Annotated in this window: 20 protein-coding genes and 3 pseudogenes; 7 read left to right on the top strand and 16 right to left on the bottom strand. The window is 63.3% G+C overall.

Annotation, left to right across the window (positions count from 1 at the left end):
• Positions 1–3: 3 nt before the first annotated feature.
• Positions 4–2,109: a S9 family peptidase gene (locus ACQY4K_RS05940; protein ID WP_428394281.1), complete on the bottom strand. Its 2,106-nt coding sequence runs from the start codon at positions 2,107–2,109 to the stop codon at positions 4–6.
• 23 nt (positions 2,110–2,132) lie between these two features.
• Positions 2,133–4,178: a serine hydrolase domain-containing protein gene (locus tag ACQY4K_RS05935; protein WP_428394279.1), complete on the bottom strand. Its 2,046-nt coding sequence runs from the start codon at positions 4,176–4,178 to the stop codon at positions 2,133–2,135.
• Positions 4,179–4,658: 480 nt separating this feature from the next.
• On the opposite strand from ACQY4K_RS05935, the gene ACQY4K_RS05930 reads away from it, so the two are divergent.
• The 3 genes from ACQY4K_RS05930 to ACQY4K_RS05920 all read left to right on the top strand — a co-directional run bounded on the left by ACQY4K_RS05930 (position 4,659) and on the right by ACQY4K_RS05920 (position 8,850).
• A complete protein-coding gene (locus ACQY4K_RS05930) occupies positions 4,659–6,857 on the top strand; it encodes a TonB-dependent receptor (protein ID WP_428394277.1) in 2,199 nt (732 codons plus the stop codon).
• A 322-nt stretch (positions 6,858–7,179) separates the two neighbouring features.
• Positions 7,180–7,488 (top strand): 2Fe-2S iron-sulfur cluster-binding protein, encoded by a 309-nt coding sequence (locus ACQY4K_RS05925; protein ID WP_428394275.1) that lies wholly within the window; start codon positions 7,180–7,182, stop codon positions 7,486–7,488.
• Between the two features lie 99 nt (positions 7,489–7,587).
• Positions 7,588–8,850, top strand: a complete 1,263-nt coding sequence (locus ACQY4K_RS05920) for an NAD(P)/FAD-dependent oxidoreductase (RefSeq protein WP_428394273.1) — start codon at positions 7,588–7,590, stop codon at positions 8,848–8,850.
• Between the two features lie 6 nt (positions 8,851–8,856).
• Here the strand turns inward: ACQY4K_RS05920 and ACQY4K_RS05915 are convergent, their stop codons facing one another.
• From ACQY4K_RS05915 to ACQY4K_RS05905, 3 genes are all read right to left on the bottom strand, one after another.
• The gene (locus ACQY4K_RS05915; RefSeq protein ID WP_428394271.1) at positions 8,857–10,242 is read right to left on the bottom strand and encodes an MFS transporter; all 1,386 of its coding nucleotides are present in this window, start codon (positions 10,240–10,242) and stop codon (positions 8,857–8,859) included.
• Between the two features lie 154 nt (positions 10,243–10,396).
• Complete coding sequence (locus ACQY4K_RS05910; RefSeq protein ID WP_428394269.1) at positions 10,397–10,603, bottom strand: E3 binding domain-containing protein; 207 nt, start codon at positions 10,601–10,603, stop codon at positions 10,397–10,399.
• A gap of 2 nt (positions 10,604–10,605) precedes the next feature.
• Complete coding sequence (locus ACQY4K_RS05905) at positions 10,606–13,008, bottom strand: transketolase (RefSeq protein ID WP_428394267.1); 2,403 nt, start codon at positions 13,006–13,008, stop codon at positions 10,606–10,608.
• 465 nt (positions 13,009–13,473) lie between these two features.
• Between ACQY4K_RS05905 and ACQY4K_RS05900 the strand changes: the two genes are divergently transcribed.
• A complete protein-coding gene (locus tag ACQY4K_RS05900; RefSeq protein WP_428394265.1) occupies positions 13,474–13,953 on the top strand; it encodes a VOC family protein in 480 nt (159 codons plus the stop codon).
• 217 nt (positions 13,954–14,170) lie between these two features.
• Positions 14,171–14,395, top strand: coding sequence for a fumarylacetoacetate hydrolase family protein (locus ACQY4K_RS05895; RefSeq protein WP_428394263.1), 225 nt, complete (start codon positions 14,171–14,173; stop codon positions 14,393–14,395).
• 380 nt (positions 14,396–14,775) lie between these two features.
• Here ACQY4K_RS05895 and ACQY4K_RS05890 read toward each other — a convergent pair whose 3' ends face one another.
• Positions 14,776–15,030, bottom strand: coding sequence for a hypothetical protein (locus tag ACQY4K_RS05890; RefSeq protein WP_428394261.1), 255 nt, complete (start codon positions 15,028–15,030; stop codon positions 14,776–14,778).
• 41 nt (positions 15,031–15,071) lie between these two features.
• On the opposite strand from ACQY4K_RS05890, the pseudogene ACQY4K_RS05885 reads away from it, so the two are divergent.
• A pseudogene (locus ACQY4K_RS05885) lies at positions 15,072–15,320 on the top strand (nuclear transport factor 2 family protein); the annotation flags it as partial.
• 55 nt (positions 15,321–15,375) lie between these two features.
• Here ACQY4K_RS05885 and ACQY4K_RS05880 read toward each other — a convergent pair.
• The 7 genes and pseudogenes from ACQY4K_RS05880 to ACQY4K_RS05850 form a co-directional block, all read right to left on the bottom strand.
• Positions 15,376–15,708 (bottom strand): DsbA family protein, encoded by a 333-nt coding sequence (locus tag ACQY4K_RS05880; protein WP_428395989.1) that lies wholly within the window; start codon positions 15,706–15,708, stop codon positions 15,376–15,378.
• On the bottom strand, positions 15,611–16,066 hold the full coding sequence (locus tag ACQY4K_RS05875; protein WP_428394259.1) for a DsbA family protein: 456 nt from the start codon (positions 16,064–16,066) through the stop codon (positions 15,611–15,613). The genes ACQY4K_RS05880 and ACQY4K_RS05875 overlap by 98 nt, the downstream gene beginning before the upstream one ends.
• 64 nt (positions 16,067–16,130) lie before the next feature.
• Entirely contained in the window at positions 16,131–16,730 is a 600-nt protein-coding gene (locus ACQY4K_RS05870; protein ID WP_428394257.1) for a nitroreductase family protein, read from the bottom strand.
• A 90-nt stretch (positions 16,731–16,820) separates the two neighbouring features.
• Positions 16,821–17,453 (bottom strand): annotated as a pseudogene (locus ACQY4K_RS05865) (aldo/keto reductase); the annotation flags it as partial.
• 24 nt (positions 17,454–17,477) lie between these two features.
• Complete coding sequence (locus ACQY4K_RS05860) at positions 17,478–18,836, bottom strand: MFS transporter (protein WP_428394255.1); 1,359 nt, start codon at positions 18,834–18,836, stop codon at positions 17,478–17,480.
• 75 nt (positions 18,837–18,911) lie between these two features.
• Positions 18,912–19,667: an amidohydrolase family protein gene (locus tag ACQY4K_RS05855; RefSeq protein WP_428394254.1), complete on the bottom strand. Its 756-nt coding sequence runs from the start codon at positions 19,665–19,667 to the stop codon at positions 18,912–18,914.
• Positions 19,668–19,702: 35 nt separating this feature from the next.
• The gene (locus tag ACQY4K_RS05850; protein ID WP_428394252.1) at positions 19,703–20,854 is read right to left on the bottom strand and encodes a flavin-dependent monooxygenase; all 1,152 of its coding nucleotides are present in this window, start codon (positions 20,852–20,854) and stop codon (positions 19,703–19,705) included.
• 482 nt (positions 20,855–21,336) lie between these two features.
• On the opposite strand from ACQY4K_RS05850, the gene ACQY4K_RS05845 reads away from it, so the two are divergent.
• Positions 21,337–21,801, top strand: a complete 465-nt coding sequence (locus ACQY4K_RS05845; RefSeq protein WP_428394251.1) for a MarR family winged helix-turn-helix transcriptional regulator — start codon at positions 21,337–21,339, stop codon at positions 21,799–21,801.
• 42 nt (positions 21,802–21,843) lie between these two features.
• On the opposite strand, the gene ACQY4K_RS05840 is transcribed toward ACQY4K_RS05845, so the two are convergent.
• The 3 genes and pseudogenes from ACQY4K_RS05840 to ACQY4K_RS05830 form a co-directional block, all read right to left on the bottom strand.
• The gene (locus tag ACQY4K_RS05840) at positions 21,844–22,023 is read right to left on the bottom strand and encodes a hypothetical protein (protein WP_428394249.1); all 180 of its coding nucleotides are present in this window, start codon (positions 22,021–22,023) and stop codon (positions 21,844–21,846) included.
• 6 nt (positions 22,024–22,029) lie between these two features.
• A complete protein-coding gene (locus ACQY4K_RS05835; RefSeq protein WP_428394247.1) occupies positions 22,030–22,911 on the bottom strand; it encodes a fumarylacetoacetate hydrolase family protein in 882 nt (293 codons plus the stop codon).
• A 347-nt stretch (positions 22,912–23,258) separates the two neighbouring features.
• Positions 23,259–24,292 (bottom strand): annotated as a pseudogene (locus ACQY4K_RS05830) (IS630 family transposase).
• Between the last annotated feature and the right edge of the window lie 760 nt (positions 24,293–25,052).

The following is a 25,052-nucleotide window of genomic DNA, read 5'->3' as shown; positions in this document are numbered from 1 at the left end:
GCACTACCGGACCGGCTGCATGAGGTGCTGATCGAGGAAGGCGTCGGCCGCGTGGAAGAAAGTGAGCCAGGATGCGGCGCGCAGAAGATCATGCACCTCATCGGGGAAAACAAGTTGCTGGAATTTGACCTGGTGCTTGCGGAGCGCCTCGGCAAGCTCGATGGACTGGGAAAACGGTACGTTGCGATCGTCATCGGCTTGCGCGACGAGCACGGGGGAGTGCCATCTGTCCATCGTCGCAATGGCGGAGGATTGATAGGCCAGTCGAGCGGCGCCTGGCGGCGCGTTCGGCGCGAAGAGTTCCGGCTCCAGTGCCCGCCAGTCATGAACGCCCGCATAGTCGACGCCGGCGGCGATCAGATTGGAGGCGCGGGCCAAGCCCAGCGCCGTCATCAGGCCGCCATAGCTGCCGCCATAGATGCCGATTCGCTTCGGATCGATGTCGGGCCGCTTGTCGAGGAACCGCGCCGCACCCAGGATGTCGTTCAGCTCGCTGGCACCGCCGGCGCCGAATCCAGGCGGCTCTCGAAAATCCAGACCATAGCCGATGCCGCCGCGATAATTCACCGAGAGCACCACATAGCCCTCGCTGGCGAGATACTGGTTGAACCCGTACATGAACGCATACGCATCCATCGGGTGCCATGCCGGAAGCATCTGCCGTACCGGACCGCCATGGAAGAACAGGATGGCCGGCCCACGACCCGTGTGTCCGCCGGGCGGGAGGAAAAGCTGGCCATGGATTGGCAACCCGTCCGCGGCCGAAAAGACGACCAGCTTCGGCTGCACCAGCTTGGAAGTGGGGAAATCGGACGGGATCGCGCGAGGTGCCAGGTCGGTCATGGTGCCGTCCGTCCGGGAGACCGCGACCGGCCGCAACGGATCGCGTCCACCGCTGCGCACGGCGAACAAATGTCCGTCGCTCGCCATGGCCGGCATATCCTCGATCCCGCTGCCGTGCGTAAGCGGGCGGGGGGCGCCGCTGGCAACCGCAACACTCCAGAGATGCCGCCGATCGATGTCGCCGCTATTGGCGGAGTAGACAAGCCGGCTGCGATCCGGGCTGAGCGTCGTGTTGAACACCTCGAACGATCCGCCGGTCGTCAATTCCCGAGCGACGCCGCCCGAAGCTGACACGGCGTACAAATGCAGCCACCCAGTACGCTCCCAGGGAAACACCAGCACGTCGCCTGCCGCCCATAGCAACTGGCGGTCGTTAACCTCGGCGTCCATGAGGCTGCCTCGACCCGGCTGCGCGGTCCAGATCGCGTGTCCCGTCCCGGTGTTCGGATCACACACCCAAACCGACCAGGGCGCCGCCTGACGACGCGAAATGAAGTCGATGACATCGGCCCCGGCGGGGATTCTGATCATCGCAATGCGACGTCCGTCGGGCGACCACACCGGCGCCAGGTCCTCATCCACGCTGGGCGCCATCCAGGCGATGCGGTGCGCGGCCCGGTCGAACACGCCGACGATGGCGTGGCCCGCGCGGGTGCTGTTGAAGGCGAGCCGGGTGCCATCCGGGGACCAGGCGAGCGCGCTGTCGACACCAAAATCGTGGATGAGTTGGCTCGGCGTGCCGCCGCCTGTCGGCGCCGTCCAGATCTTACCTTGCGACAGGAACGCGACCACGTCTCCCTTGGTGGACACGACGGGAGAGTTCCCGTGCCCGACAACGCGCGGCGCTTGGCCGTCCAGCGCAACGGACCAGACCGACTGGGGTGGCGCTCCGGACGGCAGGCTTTGCGGGTTGACCGGCGGGCCTCCCTCCAGGCTGCCGCCGCGCGTGTAGAAGAGCTGCCGGCCAGCCGGGCTCCAGCTCAGCTGGCCGATCTCGCCGCCGTCGTCGCCCGCATAATGCGTCACGGCCCTGCTCCGGATGGAACCGTCGGCCTGCCGGTCAGCCACCCAGACGTTGCGCACGCCCTGGTCGTCGTAAACCCACGCAAGGCTCCCCGACGACGGCGCCGCGGCCAGGTCAGAAGGAAACGGCGCGCTCAGAACCTGGCGCAGTGTGAAGCCAGGCAGCCGGGCGATTGCCGCCGGGCCGGGCAGCACCCCGGCCACGACAAAAGCGCGAGCCACCCACGACAACAATCTCGGCATTTGTCAGGTCTCCTGTCGCGGCGTCAGTAGTTCAGCCCGAGGCCGATCAGGTGGAACATCACGGCGATCCAGAGCAGGATCAGGGTCGAGAGCATGAGGGCCACGCTCCAACCCTTGGCGAGAACTCCCGCGAAGCCGACGCGATACCGCCATACCGAGAGGATGTTCCAGGCGGCGAACAGGATAGCGAGCGGGAAGACGATGATGCTGAGGATGTGCAGCGTGAGGATCAGCGGATCCATGGCGTCACTGACCGCGAACGTGCTGATCATCAGCATGACGGTGCCCAGCCACACGACCATCAGCAGCCCCGCTGCCAGCGCCGCGATGCGCGTCCAGCGGTAGCTGTGGATTGCAGACCGGCTCATCGTCAGGCGCGCGCCGTAGCGCCAGCGGACGAATGCGGCCACTGGCCAAAGAATCCCGGTGAGCAGGAGGGCGGCGATGGCTGCTCCCATGGCCGGCAGCAGAAACGAGGGGTTCTTGTACCAGGGCGCCGGGATGAACACTTCGAATGGGGAGAAATTGTCCTCCGACCACATTGCGAGCCGCCCGTCCTGGACCTTCGCGGCCAGCCAACCCTGACCATCCACGGCCTGCCACAACCACGGGCCGACCTCCTTGAACCGCGTCGGCGTTCCGCTCAGGTCGGTGACCGGCGATGCGACGAGATCGTGCCTGCTGTTGATCGAGACGGTGTTCGTTATGAGCAGGTTCAGCAGGGACATGAAGTTCGTATCGGGCCGACGTGAGCTGTAGTAGGTGCCGACGAGCTTGGAGTCGTGCTGGCCGGAATATGCCTTAGGTTGGCCCGACGGTGCAGGCCCAGGCCCAGGCCCAGGCCCAGGAAAGTATCGATCGGCGAAACCGCGCAGCAGAGCCAGACGGATGGCTTGCACGCTGTCGCCCTTGCCGGCGCTGTTCATGTCGATGAAAGCGCCGACATTGTGGCTGATGAACAAGCTGACCTGCGCGTGAAAAAACCTGGTGTCGCCCTCGTGGCCGATGATGCGCTGGCCGTTGCGGTCGACCTCGTAGAAGCCGAGCAGCATGCGATCCAGCGGTGGTATGATCGTGAGCGCGGTGTCGTGCATTTCCCGCGCAGTGGCCGCCTGCAGGATGCGCTGGCCCAAATACTCACCGTTCTGCAAGTGCGCGATCATGAACTTTGCCATGTCAGCGCCGGAGATGGCGCTGCTTCCCGCCGGCGCCAGGGCAATTTCCTCGTACGGCTTGGCGTCGCCGGTCGCAACAGCATAACCCCGCGACATGAACGGCTGCAGCCTGGCGGGCAACGGCTGGCGGAAGCTGGTATGCTGCATGCCGAGCGGCGCGAAGATATGCTGTTCGAGATAGGTGTCGAACGGCTGCCCGGAGGTGCGTTGCACAATATATCCTGCGAGTGCCGCGCCAAAGTTGGAGTAGGCCGGCACCTGCCCCGGCGGGAAGATGCGCGTGGGTATGTCGCGCACAAGGGCCTCGCGCAGCGACGGCATCCTGGCGGGAACCGACGTGATCAGGTTCTTGATGTCCTCCTCGAACCCGCCGGTGTGGGTCATCAAATCCCGCATCGTGACCGGCTTGCCGTCGTAGGGCGGGATCTTGAAATCGAGATAGGTGTTGATGTCGGCGTCGAGGTTGATCTTGCCCTGCTCGACCTGCTGCATCACCGCCGTCCAGGTAAAGAGCTTGGACACCGAGCCCGGCCGGAACATGGTGGTGCTCGGATCAACCGGCGTCTTCTTGGCGCCGTCCGAGTAGCCATAGCCCTTCTGGAAAAGTACCTGGCCGTCCTTGACAACGACGACCACCGCACCGGCGATGTTCGCGCGCTTGAGGGCATAGGGCAGGAAGCCGTCCAGCCAGGCCTGGACGTCCGCCCGCGTGAGAGCGGCACCCCGTTGGGAGGTGCCAGGCTGTAAGGCACCAGCTTGGGGCGTCAACGGACCTGACACGCTGCCTGCCGCGGGCGGCGCGTTGGACATCGGCGCACGCGGCTGCTGGGCGACGCCCGAGCAGGTCCATCCGAGCATCGCCAGTGTCGCGGCAAGCACATGTCTCGTCTTCATTGAGGCATCTCCAGGCAACGGGGCCGAGTCGTGGCGATTGCGAACGAGCCACCGTCAGCGGACCGCTTTTCACTTTAGGCAAAGTTTCTAAATACCGACAATAGTTTCGGGAAAAATCTTCGAAACTGGCGATGGCTACGCTGAAAACCACGCGTCTCGAGCTCGGGCCCGACGACCCTGATCGGTCGAGCCTATGCAATAATAGAAACTTCTTTCACATACGCTTGACACCTTCACCCCCACGCTAATAGCGTCGCGTCAAGCGAAACTTTGCGACATGTGAGCAATCGTACAGCCCAAGGAACGATCATGCAGCGCTCATGTTTGCGTCCGGGAATGGCCGTCGTGCTGGCTGCGGCCGTGAGCGCGCAGGCAAGGGCGCAGGTGGCACCTGCACCCTCAACACCCTCGGTCGTGGCGGATCGAGGGTCCGGACAGCCTGCAAAAACGAACCCGTCCAGTCCCGCCAAACCGGAGGCCGTGCGCCCCGGTTCCGACACCGCGGTCGAACAGATCGTCGTCACGGCCAACAAACGACGAGAGCTGGAGCGGAACGTCGCCAACAGCGTCACCGCTATCACGGGCAAGACATTGGAGCGCCGCCAGGATACAAGTATCCAGGACCTCGCCTCGCAGGTGCCTGGACTTTCCGTGCAGGTGGCCGACAAGACCCAGGTTCGTATCGTCCTCAGAGGACTGAACACAGGCAGCGTCGGTACCGAGGTCGCATCGGTTCTCGACGACGTGCCGACCAGCGCCGAGAGCGCGCAGAACAATGCAGCTGTCAACAGTTCCAACTTCGACACCTATGACCTGAGCCGCATCGAGGTGCTGCAGGGCCCCCAAGGCACCCTCTATGGCGCGACCGCGGAAGGCGGCATCGTCAAGTACGTGACCAACCCGCCCACTTTGACGAAATACTCCGCGGCCCTGGAGTCCGGCATCAGCGGCGCCACCGACGGCGGCATCGGCGGCACGCTGAAAGGCTTCGTCAACGTCCCGCTGGTCGAGGATATCGCGGCCATCCGCCTGACCGGCTGGAACGAGTGGATACCGGGCTACATCGATAATCCCGAGGCGGGAAAGACGAACGCCAATAGCGGCCACCAATATGGCTGGCGCGCCTCGCTGTTGGTCGAGCCGACATCCGCCCTCTATGTCCGTCTCACCGCGGAACGTCAGACATTGTTCAGCAACAACACGGACCTGATCCAGGCGGTCGGTGCGGCGCGCGACCCGATGGCGCCACCCGCCGATCAGCTGTCGATCCCGTATGGACTGGTCAACAACAGCCGGCTGTCAAACACCGGCCAGAATGAGGCGGCCGTATATTATGCCGACATCAACTACGATTTCGGATGGTCGAACCTCACCTCGATTACCAGCTACACCTTCAACGACGTCAAGACCAATGCAGATGCCTCAAACACGAATATCGCCGCGGGAGTGGACTACGCGGACTATCTTGATGCGAACGCCTACGGGGTTCCACTCGTCATCGGCGAGCGGCAGAACTCCAACCTCGGCAAGTTCAATCAAGAGGTCCGACTGACCAACGATCCGGGACTCACGGTGCTTGGCCGCAAGTTCCAGTGGCTGGGAGGCGCCTTCTACACGCACGAAAATACTGCCTTCCTGCAATATCTCGACGCCCGGGATGCAAGCGGCCTTGGCGTTCTGGCACCTCCCGCAGGCGGCGTCGCGGAGGACGCCGCCCTGTCAAGTTGGGCCGTGTTCGGTCAGGTCGATTATCACCTCATTCCGACGTTCGATGTCTCGCTCGGCGGCCGCTTCAGCGGCACCGCGCAACATGCACAGACGGTTTACGGCTGCTGTGTGCTGTATGGGCCGACGACGCCTCTTGGCGAGGTGAACTCGAACGATCACGATGCGCTCTATTCCGTCGCACCCCGCTGGCGTCCGACCGACAATACCATGGTCTACGGACGGATCGCGACAGGCTACAGGCCTGGAGGTGCCAATATTCCCGTGCCTGGCGTTGTCGGCTTGCCGAACACGTACCAGCCCGATCGCACGGTAAACTATGAAGTCGGCTTACGGCAGGATCTTTTTGACAAGAAGGTCGCGGTCGACGTCACTGGCTTTTATGTCAATTGGAAAAACGTGCAGATCCTGTCCGTCTTCAACACGCCCGAGGGGCCATTCAGCGTCAACGGCAATGCCGGGAGTGCCAGCAGCAAAGGCGTGGAATGGACCCTGCGCTGGGTCCCATTACGCGGCCTCACGCTGAGTACCTCCGGCGAATATACCGACGCACGCCTGACCAAGAACGCACCCGGGCTCGGCGCCTTTGCAGGCGACTACCTGCCCTACGTACCGGACGTGACCAACAACGTCGACGTCGAGTATGATTGGGCCCTTTTTGGTCGCTACCCTGCGTATGTTTCCGGGATCTGGAGCTACACGGGCGTACGCTCCACCGACTTCTCGCCGACCACCACCGTCACCGTCTCGCACCTCCAGCTTCCCAGCTACAACACCGGAGACCTACACGCAGGCGTCGATATCGGGCGCTACGGACTTGAGCTGTTCCTCAAGAATATCAGCGACAGTCGCGGCATCACCTTCTACACGAATGAAGGGGGCGCGGACCAGACCGGGCAGCTCACGATCATCCAGCCGCGCACCGTCGGAATGGTCCTGCGGGTCAGGATATGAGGCGGCGGTCGGCTCCCTCGCGTGATCCATCGTGATCCGAAGCGTACGCTGAGCCGCTGTTATGCCGCTTGAGAGCCGTCGCGAGGGACCCTTGTAACGACGACCAGCGTTCCTGCCTGATGATGCGCCCGACTGAGGCTGGGGAGTTTGATCCTGGCCGGATCGACTTGCCTCATTGCCCAGGATGGCGGCCCGATTTCCCGGGGAAATGATGTTGCGATTGCCGCCGCCGGCTATGTACTATAGATGCGGTGACCCTCGGTAATCTGCGCGAGGCGATCGTCAGCGTTGCCCGGTCGGTTGAAGCTTCGAAGGAATTATCGTGGCCACATTGTTCGTGACGAGAGTTTCCGGCGAGACCGAGACCGTTGACGCACCGATTGGCAGGTCCGTCATGGAGATCATCCGGGGAGCCGGGTTCGACGAACTCCAAGCCATCTGTGGCGGCTGCTGTTCGTGCGCGACATGCCACGTGTCGGTCGATCCGAATTGGTTTGCGCGGCTCCCTGCCATCGGCAACGACGAGGATGCGCTCCTCGACGGCTCGGACCACCGCACGTCGACGTCCCGCCTATCCTGTCAGATTGCGTTCAATCAGGATTTGAATGGTTTGCGAGTGCGCATTGTCTAAGAAGGCTGAAGGACGGTCGCCGGTGGTCATTACGGTACACCGGGACCAACCAGGCTCCACGTTCGCATTGACGCGACGGCACCACCGTGGGGGCGCGTGATGAACCGAACGGCACTCATCATAGGCGCCGGTCAGGCCGGTGCCGAAGTCGCCACTCGGTTGCGCCAACAGGGTTTCTCCGGCCGTATCGTGCTGATCGGCGCCGAGCGGCACCTGCCCTATGCCCGGCCGCCGCTCTCGAAGGCCTATCTTGCGGGCACGGTCGGGATCGACGACCTGTCAGTCAAGGCGCGGGCCGCATACGAGAAGGCCGACATCGAGCTGCGCCTGTCGACGCGGGTGGACGCCATCAAGCGCGACCGGCGTACCGTTTCGCTCGAGAGCGGCGACGTCCTGCATTACGACGTGCTGATCCTGGCACTCGGCGGGCGGCCGCGCCCGATGAAGGTTCCGGGGCACGAACTCGGGAGTATCTTCACCCTGCGCAACATCGAGGATGTCGAGGCAATGCGCGGCCGCTTCAAGCCGGGGCGACGGCTGGTCATCGTCGGCGGCGGCTATGTCGGGCTGGAGGTGGCGGCGGTGGCGATCAAGAGCGGCCTCGCCGTGACGGTGCTCGAAGGCGCCGACCGCGTTCTGGCTCGCGTCACCGCGCCGGAGATGTCCGCCTTCTACGAGCGCGTCCATCGCGGCCACGGTGTCGAAATCCATACCGGCGTTACCGTCACCAGCTTCATTGCCTCCGAAGCCGACCCAGGCAAGGTGGGCGCGGTCGCGTATGGCGAAGGCAGCGCAGTGGCGGCTGACTTCGTGATCGTCGGCATCGGCCTGCTGCCGAACGCTGAACTGGCCGAGGAAGCCGGGCTCGTCATCGATGGCGGCATCGTGGTTGACGCCGCGGGAAGGACGACCGATCCGCACATCTACGCCATCGGGGATTGCGCCACGCATGCCGAGCACGGCTTCCTGGAGCGGAAGTTGCGGCTCGAATCCGTTCCCAACGCGATCGAGCAGGCGCATGCCTGCGCTGCCGCGATTTGTGAAAAGCCGGCGCCGAAAGCGATGCCGCCCTGGTTCTGGTCAGACCAGTATCACCTGAAGCTGCAGATGGTCGGGTTGTCGGCCGGCTATGATTCCATCGTGCTGCGCGGCACGCCGGAGAGCGAGACCTTCATCGCCTTCTATCTCAGCGGCGAGACGGTGATCGCCGCCGACGCTGTCAACCGCATTGCCGACTTCATCGCCGCCAAGCGGATGGTGGCCGATCACATGAAGATCTCATCCACCGTGCTCGCGGACGAGACAATGTCGTTGAAGACGGTGCTCGCTGCGGGCGCGGCTTACGGGTCGAGGACCGGGTGACGCGGCTCATGGGGTGCCGCCGACCTTCGCCGGATGCCCGGCGTCCAGCGCCGCGGGGGCGATGGGTGTTGAGCGTAGCGGAAGTTCCGGCAAGAACAGGACGATGAGAAAGGCGAGGGCGGAGAGGGCGGCTCCGGCGGCAAAGGCGCCGGTCAGGCCGGCACGGTAGGCGGCGAGGACAGCGAGGCGCTGCGGGCCCGGTAGGCTGGCGATCTGCACGACGCTGCTGCCGGCAGCCAGGGAGGTGGTGGATAGGCCGTTCAGGTGCAATGCCAGCACGGCGCCGGCCAGCGCCACGCCGAGGGCGCCACCTAACGAACGGAAGAACGCCGCCGTTGCGGTGGCGCCGCCGAGTTCGGTCCGCTCGACGGCGTTCTGGATCGCCGTGGTGAGGTTGGGCATGACCAGCCCGAGCCCGAATCCGATCGCCACCAGGATGGTCTCGACGAGCCAGGCGGGAGAGCTGGCGTGGGTGGTCCAGGCAAGCGTCGCATAGGACAGCATCGCGGCAAACAGGCCGAGCACGGGGAAGCGCTTGTAGCGTCCGGTGCGCGTCAGCAGCCGGCCGCCGAGGAACGAGGCGACGATCACGCCGCCCATCATCGGTGCCACCATCAGCCCGGCGCCGGCCGGAGAGGCTCCCATCAGCAGCTGAAACATCAGCGGCAGGAACACCGCGGCGGCAAACAGCGACATTGCCGTGAGGCAGATCACCGCGGAGGCCAGCACGAACACCTTGTTGCGGAACAGCACCGGCGGCAGCAGCGGCTGTTCGGCGCGCCGCTCGGTCGCTACCAGCAGCAGCAAGGCCATGGCCGCCGACGCGATCAGGCCGACGATCGTGGTCGAGGACCAGGCATAGGCGATACCCCCCCAGCTCAGCACCAGCAACAGGGCGGTGGTGCCGAACACCAGCAGCGCGATGCCGGCGAGATCGAGGCGTGCCGCCGGTCCCCGCGACCGTGGCCGCAGTCCGGCCGCGATCAACAGCAGGGCGGCGGCGATCACCGTCTGCGCCAGCACGATCAGCCCGCCGGCACCCAGCCCCTGCCGCGCCCGGAACACGATGAGCGCATCCAGGCTGCCGGCCAGCCCGCATAGCACCGAGCCGAACAGAAAGATGATGATCGACAGCATATAGGCCGGCTTGCGGCCATAGAGGTCGCTCAGCCGGCCGTAGAGCGGCGCCGACACCGTGCTGGTGGCCAGGAAGGCGGTCACCACCCAGGATAGATGCCGCAGACCGCCGAGCTCGCTGGTGATGCGTGGCAACGCGGTCGCCACGATGTTTTGATCGACCGAGGCCACGGTCAGCGCCGGCATCAATCCCGTCAGCACCGGGCGGAGCTCGCGCGCCGCCGCGTCCGACGACGCGCTCGCGCAATCAGGCATCGGTCGAAAGGCCGTCGAACAAAATGGTCATGGAGGCTCCGAATTGCCGTGCGCTGGTGGCCGGTTCAGGCCAGCATGTCTACCGGCTTCTCGATCCGTGTCTTGAAGCCGCGGACCAGCGCGGCGCCGATGGCGCGGTGGTCAAGGCTTGGGGTCAGGCGTCTGCTCCAGCGCGATCGCCAGCGCCTTGATCCGGCAGGCCAAGGTCGATTTTCAGGATCTTGCCATCGCGGCCTGAGCCGCGGATCTGGCCGAGCTCGATGCCCTTTGCGCCAGCGATACGCCGCGCCAGCGGGCTCACCTTGGTGGTCGCGGGCACCATCGCTGGCGACAGCGCCGGCATGGTGGCTTCCAAAGCCACGGTCAGACCTCCAGAAACAGCTCGGCCGCGGCTTCGACGATGGCGTCGGCGTCGAGGCGGTAGGTCCGGTAGAGGTCCGGCAGGTCGCCGGTCTGACCGAACCGGTCGACACCGAGCGGGCTGGTCCGCATGCCGCGCACCGCGCCCAGCCACGACAGCGTCGACGGCGCGCCGTCCAGCACCGTCACCAGCCCGGCATGCGGCGCAAGCTGGCCCAGCAGGGTTTCGACATGACTGGCGTTCCTTGGGGCGCCGCTCCAGCGTCCGGCCTGGCGGGCACTCCAGCCGCGATGCAGCAGGTCGGGCGAGGTGACGCAGAGCAGGCCGAGGCCCGGGATGTCGTCCTCCAGGCTCTTCCACGCGCTGATCGCCTCCGGCGCCAGTGCACCGGTGAACACGATCGCCGCGTCCGCCGCCGGTCCTGGCGGCCGCAGCCAATAGCCGCCCTTCAGCGCATCCTCCTCCCAAGCGGTCTCGCCGCGCTCGACCTGCGCAATCGCGCGCGTGGTCAGGCGCAGATACACCGACCCCCCATCCTCCGCCTGCATGTGCGCGAACGACCAGCGCATCATCAGCGCCAGCTCATCGACGAAGGCCGGTTCGAAGGCGGTGAGGCCCGGCTGGCCCATGCCGATCAGTGGCGAGTTGATGGATTGATGCGCGCCGCCCTCCGGACCCAGCGTCAGGCCGGACGGGGTGGCGACCAGCAGGAAGCGGCTGTTCTGGTAGCAGCCATAGTTCAGCGCATCGAGGCCGCGGGCGATGAACGGATCATAGATGGTGCCGATCGGCAGCAGCCGGGTGCCGAACAATGGCGCCGACAGGCCGAGGGCCGCCAGAATCAGGAACAGGTTGTTCTCGGCGATGCCGAGCTCGATGTGCTGGCCAGCATGGTGACCGGACCAGCGCTGCGCCGAGGGGATCCGTGCCAAATGGAACACGTCCTTGAGTTCCTGGCGGCGGAACAGGCCACGCTGGTTCACCCAGGCACCGAGATTGGTTGAGACGGTGACGTCCGGCGAGGTGGTGACGATCCGCTCGGCCAAGGCGGGCTCCGAGCGCGACAGCTCGAGAAGGATCCGGCCGAACGCGGCCTGCGTCGATTGCTCCCTGCCATCCGGCACCGGCAGCCGCGCCGGCACCGCGATCTCCGTCGCCCGGGCCTCGCTCACCGAGCCCGCGAGCGGCGAGGCGGCCACGAAGGCACGCAGGTCGGCCGCGGCGTTCTCGCCCAGGCCGCCATAGGGCACCCACTCGTCGCCGGCGGCGATCTGCAAGGCCGTGCGCAGCGCCTCGATCTGGCCGGGGTTCATCAGGCCGGAATGGTTGTCCTTGTGGCCGGCGAACGGCAGGCCGAAGCCCTTGATGGTATAGGCGATGAACAAGGTGGGCTGCTGGTCGGCGGCGATCGCATAGGCCTCGAGCAGGGTCTCGACGCAATGGCCGCCGAGGTTTGTCATCAGCGCCGATAGCGCCTCGTCATCGAAGCTGGCGAGCAGCTCGGCGACATGGTCGAGATCGCCGATATCGGCCAGCAGCCGGGCGCGCCAGGCACTGCCGCCCTGGTAGGTCAGCGCCGCGTAGTCAGCGTTCGGGCAATTGTCGATCCAGGCTTCGAGGGCGCGCCCACCATCGCGCGTGAACGCCCGCTCCTGCAGCTTGCCGTGCTTAAGGGTCAGCACGCGCCAGCCGCAGGTGCGAAAGATGTCATCGAAGCGGTCGAACATGCGGTCGGCCGTTGTCGCATCCAGCGATTGCCGGTTATAGTCGACGATCCACCAGCAATTGCGAACGTCGTGCTTGTAGGCCTCGATCAGGCACTCGTAGATGTTGCCCTCGTCGAGTTCCGCATCGCCCAGTAGCGCCACCATGCGGCCGGCTTCGGCTTCGGCCATCCTGTCTTGCGCGATAAGATAGTCCTGCACGAGGCTGGCGAACGCGGTGATCGCCACGCCGAGCCCGACCGAGCCGGTAGAGAAATCCACCGGGATGCGGTCCTTGGTACGCGAGGGGTAGCTCTGCGCGCCGCCCTGGCCGCGGAAGCGCTGTAGCTGATCGAGCTCCTGGCGACCCAGCAAATAGTGGATCGCATGCAGCACCGGGCTCGCATGCGGCTTGACCGCGACCTTGTCCTGTGGCCGCAGCGCGTGGAAGTAAAGCGTCGCCATGATCGTGGTTATTGATGCGCACGAAGCCTGGTGACCGCCGACCTTCAGCCCGTCCCGGCTTGGGCGAAGATGGTTCGCGTTGTGAATCATCCATGACGACAGCCAGCGCAGCCGAACGTCGAGCGATTGCAGCGCGTTGATGGTGTCTGACATCGCGCCGGAAGGGCTCTGCAAAATCGGCAGGCTCGTTGCCGGCTCGTCAGGCTTGGACTGTCCGGTCTGCGCATCCTGCGACATCGTCTTGCTCCTGTTGACGGCTGGAATGCCGCACCAGCCGGTTTTCGGTGTCAATGAATACCCGCGATGCTGGCCTCAGCCACGCTCAACACGATGCCCGGCAATACGCTGTGGGCGCTATGATGGAACAGGAACCAGCGGAGTGTCGACATGTTCCTTGACGCTTTACTGCCAATCAACACTTCTTCCTACCGCAATCGGATCTGCAAAGACCGGATCTGCGAAGACGTCGGCCTGTCACGTTGCTCGCGTGGCCTGCTGCCCGGCCGGACGCCATGTTCGGGGCGTTCGTGACAACAAGGCAGTGGCGCTCGAACCGCCGTGCCAGACCTGCATTGGTCCAAGAGAGGAGAACGCCCATGGACGTCGCATCATCTGATCCCGCCGTGACCGACCTCCGCGCTGAAGATCAGCGAGACGATCCTGAAGACCGGCCAGATCGAGAAGATGAAGCCCTAGTATGCCATGGTGCTGGGCGTGTCACCGCTTTTCGAGCATGCGCCGCCGGAGGGGAACAAGCCGCTCGATCTGGGTGGCCAGACCCGGGCTTCCGACCTGAAAATGGGCTTCTTCAGGCTGTCGCTCGCCTTTCCCTATGTCCAGACCATTGGCATTTTCGAACAGCGCTGTACGGCGCTTGAGGTGCCGAAGGGCTCACCCGGCCTGCATCACATGCAGCTCACCGTCGGTAGCTTTGCGGAGTTGTGCGACAAATACGCTGAACTCGAGGAGAAGGGGCTGAAGCCTCACCGGAGCAGCGACCACGGTCCGATGACAAGCTTGTACTACCGTGATCCGGACGGCAACAACGTCGAAATTAGGGCCCAGAATTATCCGACGCTGGAAGCGATGGTCGCGTTCATGTCGTCGGATGCGTTCAAGGCGAACCCGTCTGGCACCGAAATCGATCCGGAAGAGTTTTTCGTCAAGCACCGCAAGTCCTGAATCGGTCTGCCGAGGTCGGATGCGCTTCAAAGGAAGATGGTGCCCATGAAATGGTAAGAGTCGCGCGGCTGGGGCGGTGCGCTGATGGCATTGTGGATGACAAGGGCGTGCATATCATTGGTGGATGGCGAGAGGGGAGTCCGCCACCACCCGATTCTCGTTAATCACGCATTCTGTTGCAGAGCTTCGCCGGGCGATCCCGGATGCGTCGGAGGTCGTGCCGCTCTCGTCGGTACAGCTTGCCGTGCCGACGGACGTGTTCAGCAAAATCATCTGCGTCGGGATCAATTATCGCGATCACGCAGGCGAGACCAGGAACGAGGAGCCGAAAAACCCGATTCTGTTCACGCGCAGCCTCGATTCCCTGGTCGCCGCAGGCAAGCCTGTCCTGCGCCCGCGCTGCTCCGAGACCTTCGATTTGAAGGCGAGATCGCTGTCGTAATCGGGCGCCAGGCGCGGCACCCATTCATTATCAAAGCTGACGAGGTCGGTGATACCGACCTCAAGGTGTGAGACCCGCCTGAATGGCCAGACGGCGCAGTCGGCTCATCTCAGCGACCTCATCTTCAACATTCCGTAGCTCATCTCCTATTGCTTGCGCTACACCTATCTGAAGCCAGGGGATGTCATCGCGACGGGGATGCTCGGCGGCGTCGGCTCACGTCGTATACCGCCATTGTAGATGAAAGAGGGCGACAAGGTCAGCGTCGAGGTGGAGAAGCTAGGGAGCCTGATCAACCCGGTTGCGCAGGAAACCTGAGTGGCGCTTCACGTTCACCATGGAGTTCAGCAATGACCAAGTGCTGCCATATAGATTCTTAGTCAAAATGGATCATACGTCTTAGAAACGCTCGCCATGATCAGCAGCGATCGCTGGTCCGCTAGCTGTGCAAACCGTGTCGACGCGAACGCCCCGGCACGAGAGCGGTTGGCGTCGATGATCGGCCAGAACTCTGCGCTCTCGACCCAGACCGAGGGTATGTCGGCGATACTTGCGCGATAGCGCCTGATTTCGTCGATCAGTTGGCGGCTGAAGGAGACGGACCGAGAGCTTGCGTGCGCCGTCGCCGTGAACACGAAGTCGTGATCCTGTCAATGACGTCAAGGATTTTGAGGACCGCCGTGCCGTCGCCCTGGTCGCGCTCGACATGGCCGCCCTTCAGCGAATGTTCGCAGACGACATCGTTCACGTGCATGCCATGGGACTCGTTCAGGACAAGCAGGCCCTGCTGCATCACACCGAATCACGCCGCAAGTTCGTTGCGGTGGAACGTCCCGGTCTCGATGGGCGCATCTATGGCGACACGGCCGTATTGACCGGACCACTGATCAATACGCTGCAGCCACCCGGTCAGGCGCTGCGTTAGATGCGGGCGTTCGCCACCCAGGTTGCGCGTCTGCAGGACGGTGCCTGGCGGTTCGTCAGCTTCCATGCCTGCCTGCAACCCGCCGACTGATCGCATGACGGCTCAACCGTTGGGGGGCACGGTCGCCAGCGGCTTGCAGCAGGGCGCGTTCAATGACGTACCGCGGCTGGGCGCCCGAGACGGTCATTTTGCCGATTTCGAGCTGAGGTATGCCGCCCGCCACCGTCATCGAGGCATGCTGCTGGGCCGCACGAACCTCCGCGGCACCCAACCCGTCCGAGAGCACGGCATCAACCGTTGCGGCATCGATATTGGTAGTAAGGGCGATGCGACGCAGGACCCCTGCGTTGGAGAGATCCTGCCCCTCGGTGAAGTAGCTGGCGAAAATCCGCTCGGCGAGCGCCGTTCGCGTAGCCGGATCGGCCGCCCTGCATGAGCCGGTGGGCCAGGGTCGTGTTCGGCACGCGTTGCATGCGATTATAATTGAACACGGCACCCGTGCCTGCACTCGCGGACATGATGCGCGCGTCGAGCGCCCTCGCCCTATCCGGCCCGAACTTGGCAGCCCGCAGTGTCGTGCGGTCCATGCCCTCCGCAGGCAGGCCGGGATTGAGTTCGAACGGTCCGTAGTCAGCGTCGACGGCGATGTCGGCCGGCATGCCAGCGATTGCGTCGACGAGTTGGGCATGCCCGATGAAGCACCAGGGACAGGTGAAATCCGAGATCATCACAACACCGACGCGCATGACGTGGTCCATCGGCTGAGGATCGCCCCGAATTACCCGGTGCAACATCACGTTCGGTAGCGGTTCAGGCCGGAAAGCCGCCCTCAAAGGCCGTCTTGGTCAGCGGGTTGCGCGGACGCGGCTCCTCGCGCGAGCGCATCGGCTCGGCCAGTTTCGTCTTGTCGCCAAGGCGGCCGACGGCGTAAGCGGCTTCTACACGGTAGCCCTGTGGCACATTGAGCTCGGTAAACGCCCGCTGCATGTCGAGGCCCACCATGCCATGCAGGTGCCAGCCCATCTTGACCGCCTGCAGCGCGACGTAGCCGGAGGCCGTGCCTGCGTCGAAGGAGTGGCTGTGGGACGGCACGTCCTTATCGGCGCCGGGCGGACGCATCATCGAGTTCGACACCATGACCACCAGCGCGGAGGCATCCTTGGCCCAGCTCTGGTTGTTAGGCAGCAGCAGCCCGAAGAACTTCTGCCAGCTCGGCGTGTCGCGAATTGCATAGAGGAAGCGCCAAGGCTGGGAGTTGTACGAGGACGCTGCCCAACGTCCGGCTTCCAGCATCGTCATCAAGTCATGCTCGGCAATGGTCTCGCCGGTGAAAGCCCGTGGCGACCAGCGCTCGAGAAAGATCGGGTCGATCGGGTAATCGGCGGTGCGTCCGTTGGCGGCAGTGGTCATGAGGGGTTCCATTCCTGGATGCTATTGAAGGCGACGCAAGTGCGCGTTCTGATGGATGCGCACGCCGGTACCAAGCTCGTCGCGGGTCAGTCATACCGGATTGAGGAACTGCTCGATAGACGCAAGATCATCGGCGGCGCCGACCGCCTCGTCGAGGCGCTCTTTGCGGCGTGCGCCGATCAGGGGCACAATCTCCTTGCCCTGCGCCGCCACCCAGGCGATCGCGATCTGTGCCACGGTGATCCTGTCGGCCTGCGCGGTATGCCGCATCGCCTCGACCAACGTGAGGTTGCGCTCCAGCATGGTGTCGAGGAGGCGCGAACCCTGTTCACGCGCTTCGGCGACGTTTGCAACCGAAATCTTCTGCCAGTGGCCGCTGATCAGGCCACGCGCCAGCACGCCGAACGCGGTGATGCCGATATCATGCCGGCGACAGGCCTCCAGGATCGGTCCCTCGAAGATCGGCACGTCCGGATTAAGCCGCGCAGGCCGGTAGATGTCGCTATGATCGACGCCGAGACGGGTCTTGGAAGATGCAACGAACGTTTTGACCGCCTTTGGCTGGCGGTCGAAGCTGTCTGCCCGAATCCAGACGTTGCGGAGACTTCCGAACTTTGCGCTGAGCAGGGAACTGTAACGAGGGCGATGCCTGATCGCCTCGCCAATCAGCACTTCTTTATGGCCCATACCGTACTGGTCGGCGGTGTCGATTAGGGTCACGCCATCTGGCGCCGCGTGATCGGGGCGCTAGCCATGGAGTGCAGGGGGCACGGCAAAGCCCGCGGCAGGCTTTTGCTCACGTCCCAGCAGCAGGATCGCGGCGCCGGCCATCAACGCGGCGCACCCGATGGCAATGAATACGGCACCCGATCCATGAAAAGTCTGCTGCAGCACGCCGATGACGAACGGCCCGAGGATCGCCCCGAACCGGCCGATCCCGAGTTCAAGGCCAACCGCGCTGGCACGAAGCCCGGTTTCATAGGACTGGGCAGTCAAATTGTTCAGCACGAACATTGGGCCCATGGCAAAGAAGCCGGCTGCGGCGATCCCGATCAGATTGCCAAGGTGGCTGTTGGAGACGAACAGGAACAGCACGGCCGCGCCGCCTATGGTCCACCAGAATGCCAAGGCCGCGCGGTTGGAGCCGTGCCGGTCGGCAACGTAGCCGCAGGCAAGGCCGCCCACAAAGGAGATGATCTGCAACAAGGCGCCGAAGCCGAAGCTGGCCCCGAAGCTCTCGCCGCGACGCATCATTACGGTCGGAACCCAGCCGGAGAGGCCGAAGATGCAGAACAGGCTCAGGAAAGCCGTGAGCCAGATGGTCAGGCTGGTGCGCCGATAACGCGCTGACAGCAGGACTGCAACGGATCCGGCCGCCGCCGCATTGTCAGGTTGCCGGAACACCGCAGCGCGATAGAGCATCGCGCGTTCTGGTCGCAGCCGGGTCAGCAGTGCCCTCACGTCGTCGGTGCGACCGCGGGCGATCAGGAATTGGATCGACTCCGGCAGCAAAAGCGGCAGTACGAGGGCAAGCGGGATTGAGAGCGCGCCGATCCAGTAGAGTACCCTCCAACAATGCGCCGGGGTGAGGAACACGCCGATCAGGCCGGCTACGGTGCCGCCGAGCGCCCACCCGAGGCCGACGCCCCATATGGCGAACCGGTTCGCTACCCGGCGTGGCGCCAACTCGTTGATATAGGTGGTGGCCAGCGGCAGCAACACGCCTAGACCAAGGCCGGTCAGGACACGAAGCAGGCAGAACGCCCCAAACGAGTTGCCGAGAACTGGCGTTGCCAGGGTGAACAGGCCGGCAATCCCCAACCCGCCAATCAGGGTGCCGCGGCGGCCGAAACGGTCGGCAATCGGCCCATGCGTCAGCGTGCCGATCAGGAAGCCGGCCAGCCCGCTGGACACCAGGAGCCCCGCCTGCGCGGGCTGGAGGTGCCAGGGACGCATGACGTAGTGGATGACGTAAGCCGGGTTGAAGGTGTCGTAGCCGTCAAAGAACGTCAGGAGCGCCATCAGCGCGCCAAGCCGTATATGCAGAGAACCAAGCCGCGCCGCGGCAAGCTCCTCGCGGCCGTCGATAGGTTTTGGATCTGACATGGACGTTTCCAGTGCGCATCGGAGGATCTTGAACGTCCGCCTGAGGCATCAGAGAGATTTTGGGTGGCACCCCGCTCATGGCCCAGCGGGACCCTGCGCGGGATAGGACGGCTTGACCTTCATCCAGGCGTTGCGGTTGTCGATCCTCCACATGCTATACGGCAGGCCCTCACCCATATGGCCCAGGATGATCGACAGCTCCGGATGGTGGTCGAACAGACCTGACGCCATCAGGCGCAAGGCATGCACTGCCGTCTCCTGGCCGAACGCCCATGTTGGCCCAAGCAGCCAGGGGTGGCCTTTGTAGATCCGGGCATCGGCTGCGAGCGGATTGCGTGGATGCAGGTAGAACGGGATGGCGAGCGACTCGACTTCGGCCCAGAACGGCAAATATTGCGGCAGGTCATAATAGACCGGGCCGTCGACATCGCTGACTTCGGAAAAGCCGTTCACGAGCGCGCCCTTGAAGCCGAGCTGGCCTACGCAACGCTGCAGCTCACGCGCCGCCAGCTCCGGATCCTGCATCGGCAGCGCCGCAAGCCCCTGAAATCGATCCGGTCGGCGTATCACCTGTTCGGCCAGGAAGTCGTTGGCGCGTTCCGAGAGCTCGCGGGCGTTGGTCACACTCGCCACCGCCTGCACCGTGGGCGCATTGAGGGAGAGCAACATCATCTCCATCCCGCGCGCATCCATTTGTCGCAGCCGAGTCTCCTGGATGTCCAGGAGACGATCGCGCAATTCGGGCCAGACCACCTGCGGCATGACGTCCAGCGATTCGGATAGCGTCTCCTCGAGCGCGAAATGCTCCTCAAGTCCGATCTTGCCTTTCATGCGCGATTTCCTCGAAGGAATATGGCTGTGCTGCCTTAATATTGGCCTTTGGGTTCGAGCCCCAGCGCCATTTGCCCGACCATGGTGCCGACCGAGTCCCAGTTGAGGCTGATGTGCCGACCTACCGCATTGGCGTCGCGCCAGGCACGCTGGACGGGATTGATGAGGGCCAAGCCGTAGCCGCCAGTTGAGGCGTTCAGCGCATCGACGGCGCGGATCGCGAGGGAGACCGAGAAAGCCTGGCCGCGACGGCTGTTGATGTGGTCCTCGACGGTAATCTCTTCGCCGGCCCGCGCTGCGGCGGAGCGTCGGCTCAAGTCGCGGATCAGCAGGTCACGGGCGCAGTCAATTGAAGCGGCTGCCTCTGCCACACGCAACTGAATTGTGGAGAATTCGGCCATCCGGTTGGCGCCGCCGGCAACCGCGCCGCGGGTCACCCGATTGCTGGTGCTATCGAGGTAGCAGTCCAGCGCTCCGGCGGCCGCACCCACCGCGGTTGCGGCCAGGCAGGATGGAATTTGGCAGAGCATGGGAATGCCAAACCCGGGATTGTCGTGCAAGGCCCGGCCTGGGGTTTGGCCAGAAGTTGTCTCGCGAAATGTCAGCATCCGGTGCCGCGGCACGAACACGTCCTCCAGCACCAGCGCCTTGCTTCCCGTGGCGCCGAGACCCGCCGTCGCCCATTTGCCGTCGATCATGTAGTCGATCGCCGGAACGAGGAAGAATGCCGGCCCGGCAGACTTGCCGTCGGCACCAGGCGGCAGCATGGAGGCGCACACTGCCCACTGTGCGCCATCGCAGCCACTGGCGAATCGCCAACGGCCGTTGAGCTTGTAGCCGTTCTCCACCAATTCCGCCTTGCCGGCCGGCGCGTACGAACCGCACAGCGCAGCACCAGGATCGGCGCCCCAGACGTCGTGTTGCGCCTGCTCGGGGAAGCTTGCGACCAGCCACTGGTGAGCCGCATAGAGGCCATACACCCAGCCTGTCGACGGACAGCCCTTGGCGGCCTCCATCACCAGATCGGCGAGCACAGAGAAATCATGCTCGTAACCGCCGAACATCGCCGGCTGCACGATCCGGTAAAGCCCAGCCTCGCGCAAAGCAACAAGGTTCTCGACCGGAACCCGACCTGCCTGTTCCGCCGCCAAGGCGCGCGACCTGAAAGCTGGCACCAGTTCCGCCATCCGGTTCTGCAATGTCGCTGGCGAGGGCCTTGGAGGCAGCGAGCGTTGCACAGACGCGGAAACGATTCGGGAAGGCTCCATTATGGACTGGTTCATGGTCGGGGCTCCTCGATACGCCGTTGATGATCCACTCGCTTGATCTGGTATGCCTTAGGCACGACGAGCCTTGAATTTGTCCGAGGCAAGATCAATCATCACGCGATGCCGGCCCGCAACTGTCACGCCAAGATCTTCACATACCAGGTGGCAATGTTTACCGCTCAATGTCAAAGCACTGGTTCAGGTCAGTCAGATCGATTGCCATTGCGAAGGCAGATTTGTCATGTCGTTCTTCATGGGCCGTCCGGCCAATGGACGAGCCTTGCTCTTGATTGTTGGATACCACATGCGCCCAAATCATTTGCTCATGCAAGTGAATTGTTCATACGTAATCGCAATGGTTTCAGTCCTCCTTCTTGTCTGGATCGATCGCTGAGGCTTCAATGACCTATCGGCTAACCGACAGCGTAGCCTATCTTCTGAATCGCGCCGGGACGCGGAGTGCCGAGCTGTTCGCGCGCCGGCTAGTGCCCTATGGCATCACCGTCTCAATGCACCGGGTCCTGGTGGCTCTGCACGATCAACACGACCAGAGCCTGAGTGATCTTAGCGCGATGACCAGCATCGAAATATCGACCCTCTCGCGCATGGTCAGCACCATGATGCGGCACGACCTGGTGTCTCGCGAGCGCCTTGGCAGCGACGGCCGAACAGTCACGATAAGCCTCACCGGCGCTGGGCAGACGTTGGCGAAACAGGTAATCCCGCTTGCAATCCATCAAGAGCAGATTGGCCTGCGGAGCCTGGATCCGGAAGTGGTGGAACAGCTCAAGCGTAGCCTTATTGCCTTCTATGAAAATCTTGACACGCTGGAAGATGAACTGCGGTCAGGGCAACCTGTCACGTAACCTTCACGCTGACGGTGCTCATCCCACGGCGCGTGCGCACGCCTAAACGGCGTCGGCGGAGTGGACCACGCGCCACCTGAGCCTGTGATTGGTCAGGGTGGCAGAGAAGCTCTCGACGGTGTTGATCGAGCGAGCCGAGGTCGGCGTCAAGTGGTTGGTGAAGGGATCGTCGCGCCCGAGTGCTTCGATAACGTCGGTCGTCCGCTTTCGGATGCCGCTCAATGGAGGTCAGGACCGCTCCCGGGAGGGCGCCACGACGGTGTTCTGAATTGCGCCGATCCGGTCGATTTCACAACGAACTACATCGCCTGGACGGAGAAAGGTTTGCGGATCCATGCCGATCCCCACGCCTTCGGGTGTGCCGGTCGCGATAAGATCGCCAGGATACAAGGTGAATGCCAAGGACAGATATGCGATCTGCTGCCATACATTCGCAATCATACAGCTCGTGACGCTGTCCTGGCGCAGCTCACCATTGACGTAGCAACGAAGAGCCAAGGCATGCGGGTCCGGAATTTCATCTGCCGTCACGATCCAAGGCCCGATCGGACCATGCGTGTCGAACGACTTCCCCATCGTGAAAGTCGAGGAATGGAACTGCCAGTCGCGAGCCGAGACGTCATTGGCGACCAGGTAGCCGAACACGTAATCACGCGCATCGTTTTCGCTGATACACTTCGCCTGCTTGCCAATCACAAAGCCAAGTTCGACTTCGTAATCAAGCTTCTCGGTCACGCCGGGGTCGATGTCATCGTGGGGGCCGCAGATGCAACTGGTCTGCTTATTAAACCAAACCTGATGCTTTGAGCGCGCAACGCCCAGCTTGTTCGACTCCTCGACGTGCTTTCCGTAGTTCATGCCGATGGCCAGATACTTACTTGGCCGCTCCAGTGGCGCGAGCAACGTGACATCCGCCAAAGCGATGCTTGAGACAGCAGCATCAACCCTCGCTGAGGAAATGTGAGCCGCAATGCGATCCAACGCCGCCTCGCCGCCTTCTATGATGCCCGACATTGTCTCGAAGCCAAGACTACCAAGATACAAGACGCGGTCGTCAAGAAGTGCTCCTACCTTGATGTCATCGTTATGTCGATACCGCAGGAGCTTCATGACATGTTCTTTGTTTAGACGTAAACATGAACCCGGGCATGCGCGATTGATTAGCCCTGGATAGGACGAGAAGGCTTGAGCGTGTAGTTGCTCTTGCAAATGCCGTCAAGGGAGCAGTCCGACTGGTGGTCGGACGCGGTCCAGAGCATACGCTGCGCTTACAGCAATGCATCCTTGGTCATCTACGCAGCAAAATGCAGGAGGCACCAAGGACGGGGACCAGCGAGGTAATTAGGGACGAGTATTTGCTTGCGACTCGGACGGTCCGTGCACGATCCGAACTCAGCGCGGCCATGGGCGAACCGAAAAGACGCGCTGAGAAGATCGAACTTAGCTAGTGCTCTGACTCAATCGGAAGCTATGTCGGCTGGCTTGGTCCAGACGAAAGGCTTCGGGTTGCGGTCGTGCTCACGGATATGGCTGCGGATGGCGTTCTGGAGATCGGCGACGGAGGTGAAGACGCCGCGCCGGATTTCGCGTCGACGGAGAAGAAGTTTTCGACGGCGTTGATCCAGGATGCGGAGGTTGGCGTGAAGTGAAAGACCCAGCGCGGATGATCGGCCAGCCAGTCATGGACGTTGGGGTGTTTGTGGGTGGCATAGTTGTCGGCAATGGCGTGGATGCTTTTGCCGGCTGGGACATTGTGCTCGACGGCGCCGAGGCACTTGATGAGTTCCTGATGGGTGTGCCGGGGCATGCACCGGCCGACGACGGTGCCATCGAGAACATTGAGTGCGGCGAACAATGTGGTGGTGCCATGGCGCTTGTCGTCATGGGTCATGGTGCCGCATCTGCCAGGCTTCAGCGGCAGACCGGGCTGGATCCGATCAAGGGCTTGGATCTGACTCTTCTCGTCGATCGACACGACGACGGCGTGGGCGGGCGGGTTCATGTAGAGACCGACGATGTCCTCCACTTTGGCGGCGAACGCCCGATCGTTGGATTTCTTGAAAGTCCTGATCCGGTGCGGCTGCAGGCGATGGGCCTGCCAGAGGCGCTGGACCGCGCTCAGGCTGACACCGACGGCTTCGGCCACTCTACGGCCGGTCCAGTGGGTTGCGGCCTTAGGCGACTTGCCGCACGGCAGCGCCAGGATTTTGGCAATGGTCGCTGGTGGCAGCGGCACCCGGCTTGGCCTGCGTGTCTTGTCACGCAGCAGACCATCGACGCCTTCCTCGGCGAAACGCCGCTGCCAACGCCAGACCGACGGAAGACTCACACCACTCCCGGCAGCCACAGCCTGCGGGGTCAGCCGCTCCATCGACAAAAGAATGATTTCGGCCCGCTGAACATGCTTATGCGGCCGGTTGCGATCTTCCAGGACGGCGGCCAGACGCGCGCGGTCTGCGGAGCTGACGACGCAAATAACGGTCTGTGCCATAGACAGAGAATTGCACAATCCAGCCGAAAACTGAATCTTCCTTTTGGTTCAGAGCACTAGCGTGTAGCGCCCGTTCTCGGTAAGGGCGTTGCTGCTCGAATGCGGAACGCGGGAACGTGCAATCCAGAGGCAAGTTCCTGCTTGACTCGATCGCGTCAGGCAAAGCTCGGCGGATGATAGCTAGGGAGCAAGCCGGCTCGTATAGCTAACCGGGAGAGTCGCGTTCAACCCTTCGAATCTGAGAATATGCCGCACGGGCCTGGCGGCAACTTTGAAAGCGGGCATTTTACCATCGTGATCAATGGATACTGCTCTGCAGAGGTGTTAGAGAGGGGTCGGGCGCTGGTGCGTGCCCTCGCGGGTTACGTCCTTCGCGGGCGCGACATTGTTCGCGCGCTTAGATCTCTTTGAGTTTTGGCCGAAGAGTGCTTGGCAGCGCGGTGTTCTAACGGAGAAGACCGATGTCGTCAGAGAAACTCAGTCACGCATTCCTCGGTCATGACCGGAAATCCCAAGCCAACTCACCTTCGGCTGCGGCTGCTGCTTGACCGTCATGCTGTATTTAGGTCCCTGTCAACGGCAGCGTAGCTACCGGCCGCGAAAGGCGGAGGGACTTCCGTTTGACGGCCAGCCTGCGGTTAGGCCTCACAACGATCCGACCGAACGGTTCCGGACCGAACCCGCAATGATTCGCACGCATGGCATGTTCGATGCTACCTACGCCGGCCAAATCCTCGATCTAGACAATGTGTTGGCTAAG

It is taken from the genome of Lichenicoccus sp. (assembly GCF_965276875.1).
Lineage (GTDB): Bacteria > Pseudomonadota > Alphaproteobacteria > Acetobacterales > Acetobacteraceae > Lichenicoccus.
Note: the sequence above shows the minus strand (reverse complement) of the source record. Positions and strands in the feature narration are given on the sequence as shown.